Here is a 12041-nt window from a genome sequence, read left to right as displayed (position 1 = left end):
TCGCCGTACTGGCGATAATGGCAAGCGCAATAAACAGACCGAGGCGGAGCAGGCTTAAACCATACATAAATTCCTCCATGAGCCGGAAGAGGTGGCTGACTATGAGCATAGTCGGCGAAAAGATAAATGTTAAATAACCATTATCAGTGGGTGGCGCTAAACCTGATATTCATGTGCTACGTTTAATATCAATCATCTCTTTTTACCGTAACTGGCATTAAGGGCAACCCCCTGCATTTAATGCGCTTTTTGCTTCTCTCACTCTCGTGTTGGTTATAAAAAGGATGCTCGATATGTACAAAAACATTCTCGTTCCGGTGGATGTCTACGAGACAAGCCTGGCGGATAAAGCGTTGCAGCATGCCCATTTCCTGGCGCAAAGCGCATCGGGTGACATTCATTTGCTGCACGTTATGCCAAAATTTTCAGCCGAACTGACGCGTGGTTTTATTTCAGATGCGCGTAAGATGGATGAATATATGATTAATAATTCGAAGGAAAAACTGTCTGACCTGGTCAAAAAATTGAATTTGCCAGAAGAACGCGTTCACCTCCATGTCCGGAGCGGGAATGTTCGTGATGAGGTGATTAAGCTGGCGGATGAACTTGCCGTCGGCGCGATTATTGTCGGCTCTCGAAACCCCAATATTCAAACCCATTTGTTAGGCTCAGAGGCGGCAAGTATTGTTCGTTACGCCCATGTTCCTGTTTTCGTTATTCGTTAATTACATGAAAGCAAGGTGATTTCTGAATAGAACCTGAGGAAGGAACGATGAAAACAGGAAAACCTGACCGTCCGTATTATCAACAAACCGTTGACGAAACCCTGTCGAATATTCACTCCACCCTGGAAGGGCTTAGCGGCACTGAGGCATCCGTCCGACTTCAGCAGCATGGAGAGAATGCGTTACCGCAAAAAGAGGGCAAGCCTGCCTGGCTGCGCTTCCTGGCACATTTTAACGATGTGTTGATTTACGTTCTGCTGGTGGCCGCGTTGCTTAAGCTCTTTATGGGCCACTGGGTAGACATGCTGGTGATCCTTGGGGTTGCGATCGTCAACGCGCTGATTGGCCATATTCAGGAGAGCAATGCTGAAAAATCGTTGCAGAGTATTCGTAATATGCTCTCCAGCGAAGCCGTGGTGGTAAGACAGGGGAATCATGAAACAATCCCCACCACGGCGTTGGTACCGGGTGATATCGTGGTGATCCGCGCCGGGGATCGCATCCCTGCGGACCTGCGCGTGATTGAAGCGCATAACCTTCGCGTGGAGGAGGCCATCCTCACCGGTGAATCCACCGTTGTTGAGAAAAACAGCGATGCGTTAAGCGGGGAACTGCCTCTGGGCGATCGCTACAATTTGCTCTATTCAGGGACAACCGTCAGCTCTGGCGGCGGTAAAGGCGTGGTGGTGGCGACCGGGGGCGAGACCGAGCTGGGCCACATCAATCAGATGATGTCCGACATTGAAAAGCACCGCACGCCGCTGATGGTGCAGATGGATAAGCTTGGAAAAACCATCTTCATTACCATTCTGGTGATGATGGTGGCGCTGTTTGTTTTTAGCCTTCTGTTCCGGGATATGCCCGTTTCTGAACTGGTGCTGTCGCTTATCAGCTTAGCCGTTGCTGCCGTGCCGGAAGGCCTGCCTGCCATCATCTCCATTATCCTTTCGCTTGGCGTGCAGGCCATGGCGCGCCGTAAGGCCATCATTCGTAAGTTGCCTACGGTGGAAACCCTGGGCGCAATGACGGTCATCTGCTCGGATAAAACCGGCACCCTGACCATGAACGAAATGACGGTCAAGGCGGTGATTACCGCTGATACGATCTATCGCGTGGAGGGAGAAAGCTACGAGCCGGTCGGCAATATTCACCCTGTAGATGATCCGACGCCCGTCAGCGTGACGCAGGGTTCCGTGCTGGAACGCTACCTGCGGACCATCGACCTCTGTAACGACAGTCAGCTGATCAAAGACGAACAGGGACTGTGGAAAATAACCGGCGGCCCGACCGAAGGCGCGCTGAAGGTGCTGGCGGCGAAAATCCCGCTTCCCGCGCTGGATACCGAAATGCGCAGTAAAATCCCGTTTGATTCGCAGTATAAATACATGTCCACGCTGTACCGTCTGGGCGAAGAAGAGGTGATTTTACTCACCGGCGCGCCGGACGTCCTGTTCCGTCTCTGCCAGTACCAGCAGACGAATGACGGACTGCAGCCGTTCGATCAGCCATACTGGGAAGGGAAGATTGAAGAGTATGCCCGCGAGGGGCTGCGCATGGTGGCTGCGGCCTGGAAACCCGCCCGCGAGGGACAGCGTGAGCTGGATCACCCTGACCTGCAGGATGGTGTTATTCTGCTCGGTATCGCCGGGATGATGGATCCCCCGCGTCCGGAGGCCATTACCGCCATTGCCGACTGCCTGCAGGCCGGGATCCGCGTGAAAATGATCACCGGCGACCACCCGCAAACGGCGATGAGCATTGGGCAAATGTTGGGGATTGGTAACGCCGCAAGCGCTATTACCGGACGTGAGCTGGAGGCGATGGACGATCGTCAGCTGAGCGACGCCGCGCAACAGTACGATATTTTCGCCCGCACCAGCCCGGAGGATAAATTCCGCCTCGTGCAGGCCCTGCAAAGTAAACAGGAAGTGGTAGGGATGACCGGGGATGGCGTGAATGACGCTCCGGCGCTCAAGCGGGCGGATGTGGGGATCGCCATGGGGATTAAGGGGACTGAAGTCACCAAGGAAGCCGCGGACATGGTGTTAACGGATGACAACTTTGCCACCATTGCCAGCGCGGTGCACGAGGGTCGTCGGGTTTACGATAACCTGAAAAAGACCATCCTGTTCGTTATCCCCAGCAACATCGCCCAGGCCCTGCTGATCATCATTGCGCTGCTGGCGGGGAACCTCATCCCGCTGACGCCGGTTCTGATCCTGTGGATGAACATGGCAACATCGGCAACGCTGTCGTTTGGCCTGGCGTTTGAAGCGGGTGAGAAGGACATCATGAACCGGCCACCGCGCAAGGCGAATTTGCATGTGATGGACGGCTATGCCATCTGGCGCGTAGTGTTTGTCGGCCTGATGATTGCCATCAGCGCCTTCGTGCTGGAAGCCTGGCTACAGCCGCGCGGTTACTCGGCGGAATTTATCCGCACCGTGCTGTTGCAAACCCTGGTGACCGCGCAGTGGTTCTACATGCTTAACTGCCGCGTTAATGACGGCTTCTCACTGAGCAAAGGCCTGCTGGAGAATAAAGGGATTTGGATCGTGAGCGGCGTACTGCTGGCGCTACAACTTCTTATTATTTACGCGCCGTTCATGCAGATGCTGTTTGGCACCGAAGCGCTGCCGTTCCGCTACTGGGTCATTACCTTCCTGATTGGTTTTGTGATGTTCCTGATTGTCGAGGCGGAAAAGGTGCTGACACGCAGGTGGCGCAAAACCGAGGTGAGATAGTATATGCTGAGAAAGCCTGACGGAGATCGGGCTTTCTCTTTTTTGAGCGCAGGAAACTATGATTCGATTTATCTGGTTCGTCCTTACGCTGTGTGCCGCTGTTCCCGGTGCGTTTGCCGTAACCTATACCCTACCGCCGGAAGGCAGTCGTCTGGTGGGAACGCCGATTATCGTCACCGTTCCGCAGGGCAACACGCTGCCTCTGGAGGCTTTCGCCGCGCAGCACGGACAGGGCCTAAGCAATATGCTTGAAGCAAACCCGGGCGTGGATCCTTTTCTGCCTACGTCCGGCACCCGGCTGGTGATCCCCCAGCAACTGATTTTGCCCGACACCGTCCGCGAGGGGATTGTCGTTAACGTGGCGGAAATGCGTCTCTACTATTATCCACCGGGCAGTCATACCGTTGACGTATTGCCCATCGGCATCGGTCAGGCCGGGCGTGAAACTCCGCGAAACTGGGTAACGGCCGTTGAGCGTAAGCAGGAAGGCCCCACCTGGTCTCCGACGCCGAATACGCGTCGTGCCTATGCGGCAGAGGGGAAAACGCTTCCGGCCTTCGTGCCCGCCGGGCCGGATAACCCGATGGGCCTGTATGCGATATATATCGGCAGGCTGTATGCGATTCACGGCACCAACTCGAATTTCGGTATCGGGCTACGGGTTAGCCAGGGATGTATTCGTCTGCGTAACGCCGATATCAAATATCTTTTCGATAATGTTCCCGTGGGCACCCGTGTGCAGATTATCGATCGCCCCGTTAAAGTGACGACAGAGCCGGACGGTAGCCGGTGGGTGGAGGTTCACGAACCGCTATCACGCAATCGGGCGGAATTCGAGTCAACCCGGAAAGTGCCTCTGCCCATTTCGGCCGCGCAGCGGACGCAGTTGATTAACGAGGGCGCGGGAGCGGAGCTGGAACGTCGGTCGGGGTTGCCGGTTAAGATCGGTATGTGAGGTGATTTTCGCCGGGTGGCGGCTTCGCCTTACCCGGCCTACGATTCGGGGTTTTTGTAGGTCGGGTAAGGCGAAGCCGCCACCCGACAATTTTACCAGATGCAGAAAAGCAAAAAGCCTGCTTAAAAGCAGGCTTTTCAAATTTGGCTCCTCTGACTGGACTCGAACCAGTGACATACGGATTAACAGTCCGCCGTTCTACCGACTGAACTACAGAGGAATCGTGTGAACGGGGCGCATATTATCGACGTCAGCCGCGCTTGTCAAAGGGTGGATCAACGCCTTTTGATCGTTTGCTGACAAAATCGGCAATGTGATGTTTTTGACAGCGTAATGCACCGCTTTGGTGCGTATATACCTCTAATGGGGCAGATCATAAACTGCTGTTTCAGTAATAAAACCCCCCTCCATGATTAGGTTTCCTTATTTTCAGGCGCTTAGCGAGGAATTCAGACCGCCCGGTAAAAGTGGCATTCATATTGCAAAACCTGTTCAACAACGATAGCCAGTACCGGCAAAGCATTTCGAACAGGGGGCAAAATGAACTTAAGACGACTGAAATACTTCGTAAAAATCGTCGATATCGGCAGCCTGACTCAAGCGGCAGAAGTGCTGCATATCGCGCAGCCTGCGCTGAGCCAGCAGGTGGCTACTCTGGAAGGCGAGATGGATCAGCAATTATTGATTCGTACCAAACGCGGCGTCACGCCAACGGAAGCCGGAAAAATTCTTTATACCCATGCCCGCACTATTCTGCGCCAGTGCGAACAGGCGCAACTGGCGGTCAACAACGTCGGCCAGACCCTCAGCGGGCACGTTTCCATTGGTCTTGCGCCGGGCACTGCGGCGTCTTCTATCACCATGCCGCTGCTGCAGGCCGTTCGTGCTGAGCTGCCGGAAGTGCTGGTCTATCTGCACGAGAACAGCGGTTCGGTACTCAATGACAAACTGCTCAATGGCCAGCTGGATATGGCGGTCCTTTACGATCGTTCTCCGGTCGCCGGGATCACCAGCCAGCCGCTGCTGAAAGAAGATCTCTACCTCGTGGGCACCCGCGACTGTCCGGGGCAGAGCGTCGATCTTACCGCCGTGGCAGAAATGAACCTCTATCTGCCGCGTGATTACAGCGCCGTGCGTGTGCGCGTGGATGAAGCATTCTCCCTGCGTCGCCTGACGGCCAAAATCATCGGCGAGATCGACTCACTCTCCACGCTGACCGCGGCCATTGCCAGCGGAATGGGCGTCACCGTGTTGCCAGAATCCGCAGCGCGCTCGCTCTGCAGTGCGGCAAATGGCTGGATGGCACGGATCACCACGCCTTCGATGAGCCTGCCGCTGTCGCTCAACATGTCCGCACGCGGCTCGCTGACGCCACAGGCGCAGGCGGTAAAAGAGATTTTGATGTCGCTGGTCAGCAAGCCATCGCTTGAGAACCGTGAACTCCAGCTCGTGAGCTGATATTCCATAAAAGCATAAGTTGCGGGTTTTTATTATTTGTTCTGCAGTGCTGCTGACTCTAACAATAGCGTTATGTCAGATGCGCCGGAGTGAATCGTGAATTTCCAGCAACTTAAAATTATCCGTGAGGCGGCCAGGCGGGATTACAACCTGACCGAGGTCGCCAATATGCTTTATACCTCTCAGTCCGGCGTCAGTCGCCATATCCGCGAGCTGGAAGAAGAACTGGGGATAGAGATTTTTATCCGTCGCGGCAAACGTCTGCTTGGCATGACGGAGCCGGGCAAAGCCTTGCTGACCATTGCGGAGCGGATCCTCAACGAAGCCAGCAATGTGCGCCGCCTGGCGGATCTCTTCACGAATGACGCCTCGGGCGTCCTCACCATCGCCACCACCCACACCCAGGCGCGTTACAGCCTGCCGCCAGTGATTAAAGCCTTCCGTGAACTTTTTCCTGACGTCCGCCTGGAGCTTATCCAGGGGACGCCGCAGGAAATTGAAGTGCTGCTGCAAAACGGTGGGGCAGATATCGGCATTGCCAGTGAACGCCTGAGCAACGACCCGCTGCTGGTGGCTTTTCCCTGGTTCCGCTGGTATCACAGTTTGTTGCTCCCCGCCGATCATCCGTTGAATCAGGTTTCGCCCCTGACGCTGGAAGACATTGCCAAATGGCCGCTGATTACCTATCGCCAGGGCATTACCGGACGCTCGCGCATTGATGAAGCCTTCAACCGCAAAGGGCTCACGCCGGACGTGGTGCTGAGCGCACAGGACTCTGATGTAATCAAAACCTACGTCGAGCTCGGGCTGGGCATAGGTCTGGTGGCAGAACAGTCCAGTGGCGAACGCGAGGGGGGAGATCTGGTGCGTCTTGATACACGTCATCTGTTTGATGCTAATACCGTATGGCTCGGCCTGAAGCGTGGACAGCTGCAGCGCAACTATGTGTGGCGTTTTATCGAACTTTGCAACGCCGGGCTGTCCGTTGATGAGATTAAACGTCAGGTGATGGAGCCAGAAGAAGTGGCGATTGATTATCAGATTTAAGCCCTTTATAGCACCCGTCTCCGTCGACAAGAAGCAAAGGCCTGCAATTAAAGCAGGCTTTTTTATTGAAACCGTTTAATTTCCTGACCGCTTATTCTTAAGAATACCCTGATTAACAACGATACTTTGTAACGTCATAAGGTTGTCTTATATTTAAATATTTCTCATATTTTCCATTGAGTTACATATAAAAATAAATAACGAAATATGATTCTTTTAGGTGAGGGTAATATTTGCGTGCGGTAAAACTCGCGGTTAAATAAAAGAGTCATTATTTTAAAACTCAACTCATTTAATTGCCGTTATCTGCGGGAAATTTTCTGCCTTATTTATCATTTAAATTTATTAATTTAGATATTGATTGGTTAGCTGTGCTTACAGCTTATCCAGGAAATGCTTACTTAATTACCTGCTAAATTTCAGGTCAATTTTTTGTTATTTTTTCTGGACAAATTTGATTGGGTTGTAATATGTTTGTTTCACCCTGTGATGAAAGGCATGACATTGTGGAATCAAAAAGACTTATTACTTCTGGCAGCAGCTGGGAGGAGGCTTTCGGTTTCTCGCGAGCGGTAGAAGCAGACGGTTGGCTATATATTTCGAAAACGGGACCTCTTAATTCTTGTGGTGAGATTGAATCTGATGATATCTCACTGCAAACTGAATGCGTTCTGAATAAGATCAAGGGGATACTTGAATCCAGTGGTTATGCAATAGACGATGTAATACAAAGCAGGCTGTATCTGACTGAAATTGAAGAATGGCAGCAGGTAGCGCGTATCCATGGGCACTATTTCCGTGATTCCCGACCTGCATTTACGTTATTGCATGTCTTACCGTTTCCCGAGAAAAAAATGAAAGTAGCAATTGATATTGTGGCAAAAAAAAGACAGGGGGCGATTAATGAGTGATATCGCGCAAGAAAATCCGGTTTCGCCGTTATTTATCTGGTTCGCCAGCATCGCGGCGGGTACGGCTATGGCAAATAACTATATTCTTCAGCCCGTATTGCCCGCTATCGCGGCATCTTTGCAGTTGCCTCTGTTTTATACCGGCTTCATTGCGGCGAGCATGCAAATAGGTTATATGCTGGGAATACTGTTTCTTGTTCCGCTTGGAGACAGCGTTAACCGTAAGAAACTGATTATTTCTCAGTTTATTTTCCTCTCACTTGCGCTCTTCGCCGCTTCCCTGACCCGTCAGCCGTTGCTCCTTTTTAGCGCGGGAATAGTGACAGGCGCCATGGCGACAAGCGCAGTGCAACTGAATGCGCTTGGATTTCACATTACGCCAAAAGGCGCAACGGTCGGACTGATCACCATGGGCATTTCGGCAGGAATATTGCTCGCGAGGCTCGTGGGCGGCAGTCTGGCCGATGCGCTTGGCTGGCGAGGGATGCTGGCTATTGTCGCAGCCGTTATGGCCTCCATGGCGCTACTGGCCATCAGATGCCTGCCTGATGTTAAACCCGCAAGGGAGACGGGGTATCTGAGCGTCATGGCGCAATTGCCGGGCTTGCTGCGTAACGTGCGGCTTATTGAATCTGCCGTCACCGGAGGGGCATGGTTTTTCGTCTTTAGCCTGTTATGGGTGACCATCATGCTTCATCTGCAAAGACCGCCACTCCATCTGCCAGCGGGAACAGCCGGATTATTTGGCCTGGCGGGTATCGTCGGTCTTGTACTGGCGAACTATGCGGGGAAACTGGCTGACCGCTTCGGGTGTCGCAGCGTGATTTTTGGCGGAATGGTATTTGTGGTTGCGGGAATAGCCATACTGTTTCTCTTTCCTGCGTCCTTACCGGGAATTACGCTGGGCATTATATTATTCGATTTAGGGTGTTTTGCCGCGCAGGTGGCTAACCAGACGCGTGTTCTCGGATTACATCCGGATAAAAGAAGCAGCCTCTATGCGCTTTATATGTTCTTTTATTATGCATTGGGCGCAGCCGGATCCGTTACCGGTCCGTGGGTTTATGAAAGGTGGGACTGGCAGGGCATCTGTTTGCTGAGCCTCGTTATGGTGATGATAGCGATGATAACCACCACGATGGGGTATTTTAACGAGAACAGCGTCGCCCACGTTTCGAACTAAACACTTTTAATATCAATAAACTCAACGCTAGCATTGGCGGGGATACCCATGTTTATTATTCAGCTTTCGGTCATTGTTTTTGCCTGCTATGTCGTCGGCAAACTTATGGAGCAAATAGGTCAAACACAGGTTATTGGCCATATTGCTGCAGGCGTTTTATTGGGACCGACTTTCTTTCCCGGGATAATGTCTCTGTTCTCATTTCAAACGTCTTTATTTAGCCAGGAGTCGCTGACCACCATAGATAAGCTGGCGAATCTGGGCATGATTCTGCTCATGTTCGATATTGGGTTGTCGCATTTTCATGGTCATAATCATGGCCGTCGAAAGCAGACTATCGCTGCATTGAAAATAGCGTTCCTGGGCATGCTGCTGCCGTTTATCGGTGGCATGTTAGCGGGAAATTCGGTACATGCCGAACTGGCGCCACAAACCGATCGTCTTTTATTTAATATCTTTATGGGGACGGCGCTGGCGGTATCCGCTCTGCCGGTCATTGTGCGAATCATTGAAGATTTAAAAATGCTTCACCTGGCCATCATTCCTCCCGTCATTACCGCTGCCATTCTTACCGATGTGACAGGCTGGGGGATTTTGGCTTTGGACAGCGTATTTGCCGCGGTTGAAGGAAAATCTGATTCGCTGTGGTCGTATTTGGCGGTCGTGACGGCAGCCCTGGTACTTTATGGGGTGGTGACCGGCAAAGTCGTGGTCCCCCTGCTTATACGGTATGCGCACAGGCCGGAGATGAGATTTCCGGCAATCATTTTTTGGATTTTGGTCAGCGCGTGGGGAGCGGAGTATCTTCACCTGCACAGTGGTTTCGGTGCCTTGCTGGCGGGCAGCATGTTCGCGCGGATCCCCGGGTTAGCGAAGCAATGGCATGCGAGTATGAACGGTTTCATGCACTATCTTTTACTTCCCGTGTTGTTTGTCAGCGCCGGTCTGAAAACGCATTTCGACTTCAGTATGGCAACGCAGGACATTGCCTGGATAATTGGGTTCACCTTACTGGCATTTATAACCAAATTCAGTGGTGCTCTGCTCGGGGCGCGTATTTCAGGATATTCCCTTCGTGAAGCCTCTATGATTGGCGCGCTCATGAATACGCGTGGTCTGATGGAGCTGGTTGTGCTGTCTATCGGGCTCGAATTGCATCTTATTTCACAACGCATCTACTCCATTATGGTTATCGTGGCGCTCGTGGTAACGGCAACCACACCGCCAATATTACGTTGGTTAAATAAAGAATCATCTTCCGCTGTAGTAAATAAAACACTTGAAAACATTAAAGGGTAAAATTATGAAACTGGATATGCCTGTAATTGTCGATCGTATTAAAGAAATCATCGCTGAACGTATTGGTCTGGATGTCGAGCGCGAAGATATTGCTGACGAGACCGGTCTCGCCTCAATGGTAGGAATGGATTCTATTGGATTTGTAGAATTACGCTTCCAGTGTGAGGAAGAGTTTAATATTAAAGTTGAAGATAAAGAGTTTTCGCCCGCGAATTTTTATTCGTGCCAAACCCTTTCGCGTTTCATTATGAATAAGCTTGGAGCCTGAGAATGTTAACGCGAGCAGAAGAATGTGCCGCATTTGTTCCCTATGAGCCTGCCGGTTTATTTTCTCCGGTGCAGGCAACGTCTGCGGTGGGGACCAGCGGCACTGAAGGAGAGAGTTATCAATACTATGTCGATTACTGGCAGCGGCAGAGTCTGGAACCCGGTCGGGTGGTGCTGATAGCGATGCCGAACTGCCCGGACTTGATGTATATGTTCTTTGCTGTCCTCAACAGTGGCTTTGTGCCTGCGCTGATCCCGCCGCTCACGCCAGCAGAACGCATCCTGCAGATGCTTGAGGACTTTGCGGCGGGGGCGCTGGTGCGTACGCCGGTTCAGCCAGGACGATGGCAGGAGCTGGGCGTAAGCGCAGCTGAACCCCTCGGGCGCTGGCAGGTGGGAAAATGCCGTGATGGCGGACCCGTACAGACACAGCCGGGGCAGGTCGTGATAGCCACGTCCGGCACGTCGTCGTCGTTCAGCAGCGGCTGTGTCCATCATTTTGATTCGCTGCGGCGTAACGCGCTGCGTCATGCCAAAAGTATCGGCATGAGCGCCAGCGACAGGGTATTGATCAGTTTGCCGATGTGCTATTCCACCGCGCTGGTTGCCCAGATGATTGCTGCCCTGGAGACGGGCTGCGAAATTGTTATCAGTGGACCTCCGTTTTCTGTACCCCATTATCTGGATGATTTACAGCGATACGGCGTGACCCTCAGTTCGCTCACGCCCGTATTGCTGCGACAGTTGAACGCCTGGGAAACAACGCTTCCGCCGGGGTTAAACAAACTGACGATTGGGGGCGATTTGGCTGCGCCGAATGAGGTGGAAGCCTTTTTACTCCGACAGCCATGGCTTGAGTTATATCTGACTTATGGCATCAGTGAGGCCGGACCGCGGGTGTCGACATGCCCGGCTCATCTGCTGGGGAGAGGATATTATGCGTCAGCCGGACGTCCTATTGACCAGACGGACGTCCGTATCCTGCCCTGTGCAGACGGCCAGGACGGGCAGGGGGAGTTGCTAATTAGTTCTGATACGTTGCTCGTCAAGCGCATTGGGCGCGGTAACCGACAAACGTTCATTGAGCTTGATGGCAAACGCTGGCTTCGCACCGGAGACATCTTCTTCCAGGACGCTGATGGGTTCCTGTTTTTCAAAGGCAGAATCAGTGATTTTATCGTTATCAGGGATGAGAAAGTCAATATCGGCGCCGTTAAGCAGCTGTGCCGGGAAATTAAAGGGGTGATGACCTGCAAGACCCAAATTGTCAATGAAGGGGATCAAATTGCGGGATTCGATATTGTTTTGACCTGCGATGAATCAGTGATCAATGAAACCAATTGCCAGCAGCACAGTGCCAGCCTGCTGAAAAAGCTCAAACGCCACGAACGGCCACGTAATATAAACTTTGTTTATTGTGGCGCGGCCTCTTTAACACAATATAAGTAAGGT

General features: G+C 52.4%; 10 protein-coding genes and 1 tRNA gene. 10 read left to right on the top strand and 1 reads right to left on the bottom strand.

The annotated features are described in order from the left end of the window. The first annotated feature begins 293 nt into the window (after positions 1 to 293). Genes G0034_RS15010 through ldtA form a run of 3 tightly spaced genes read left to right on the top strand, consistent with a single transcriptional unit; the run spans position 294 to position 4424 of the window. A complete protein-coding gene (locus G0034_RS15010; RefSeq protein ID WP_014884449.1) occupies positions 294 to 725 on the top strand; it encodes a universal stress protein in 432 nt (143 codons plus the stop codon). A gap of 47 nt (positions 726 to 772) precedes the next feature. Next, the gene (locus tag G0034_RS15005; protein ID WP_179121048.1) at positions 773 to 3469 is read left to right on the top strand and encodes a cation-transporting P-type ATPase; all 2697 of its coding nucleotides are present in this window, start codon (positions 773 to 775) and stop codon (positions 3467 to 3469) included. 58 nt (positions 3470 to 3527) lie between these two features. After that, the gene (gene ldtA / locus G0034_RS15000; RefSeq protein ID WP_179121047.1) at positions 3528 to 4424 is read left to right on the top strand and encodes a L,D-transpeptidase; all 897 of its coding nucleotides are present in this window, start codon (positions 3528 to 3530) and stop codon (positions 4422 to 4424) included. A gap of 144 nt (positions 4425 to 4568) precedes the next feature. Here ldtA and G0034_RS14995 read toward each other — a convergent pair. Further along, positions 4569 to 4644, bottom strand: a tRNA-Asn gene (locus tag G0034_RS14995). A gap of 320 nt (positions 4645 to 4964) precedes the next feature. On the opposite strand from G0034_RS14995, the gene nac reads away from it, so the two are divergent. The 7 genes from nac (at position 4965) to amcH (ending at position 12038) form a co-directional block, all read left to right on the top strand. Beyond that, complete coding sequence (nac, locus tag G0034_RS14990; RefSeq protein ID WP_014884446.1) at positions 4965 to 5882, top strand: nitrogen assimilation transcriptional regulator NAC; 918 nt, start codon at positions 4965 to 4967, stop codon at positions 5880 to 5882. Positions 5883 to 5978: 96 nt separating this feature from the next. Beyond that, entirely contained in the window at positions 5979 to 6929 is a 951-nt protein-coding gene (cbl, locus tag G0034_RS14985; RefSeq protein WP_023330849.1) for an HTH-type transcriptional regulator Cbl, read from the top strand. A gap of 506 nt (positions 6930 to 7435) precedes the next feature. After that, positions 7436 to 7840 carry a Rid family hydrolase gene (locus G0034_RS14980; protein ID WP_032629102.1) on the top strand — a complete coding sequence of 135 codons (405 nt, stop codon included), beginning with the start codon at positions 7436 to 7438 and terminating at the stop codon, positions 7838 to 7840. Beyond that, entirely contained in the window at positions 7833 to 9023 is a 1191-nt protein-coding gene (locus G0034_RS14975; protein WP_179121046.1) for an MFS transporter, read from the top strand. The genes G0034_RS14980 and G0034_RS14975 overlap by 8 nt, the downstream gene beginning before the upstream one ends. Positions 9024 to 9071: 48 nt before the next feature. Further along, on the top strand, positions 9072 to 10322 hold the full coding sequence (locus G0034_RS14970) for a cation:proton antiporter (RefSeq protein WP_179121045.1): 1251 nt from the start codon (positions 9072 to 9074) through the stop codon (positions 10320 to 10322). 4 nt (positions 10323 to 10326) lie between these two features. Next, on the top strand, positions 10327 to 10590 hold the full coding sequence (amcB, locus tag G0034_RS14965) for a cispentacin biosynthesis acyl carrier protein AmcB (protein WP_014884442.1): 264 nt from the start codon (positions 10327 to 10329) through the stop codon (positions 10588 to 10590). A 2-nt stretch (positions 10591 to 10592) separates the two neighbouring features. Continuing rightward, the gene (gene amcH / locus G0034_RS14960; protein ID WP_179121044.1) at positions 10593 to 12038 is read left to right on the top strand and encodes an adenylate-forming 2-oxoglutaryl-ACP ligase AmcH; all 1446 of its coding nucleotides are present in this window, start codon (positions 10593 to 10595) and stop codon (positions 12036 to 12038) included. Positions 12039 to 12041: the final 3 nt, after the last annotated feature.

This window comes from Enterobacter sp. T2, from assembly GCF_010692925.1.
GTDB lineage: Bacteria > Pseudomonadota > Gammaproteobacteria > Enterobacterales > Enterobacteriaceae > Enterobacter > Enterobacter kobei.
Note: the sequence above shows the minus strand (reverse complement) of the source record. Positions and strands in the feature narration are given on the sequence as shown.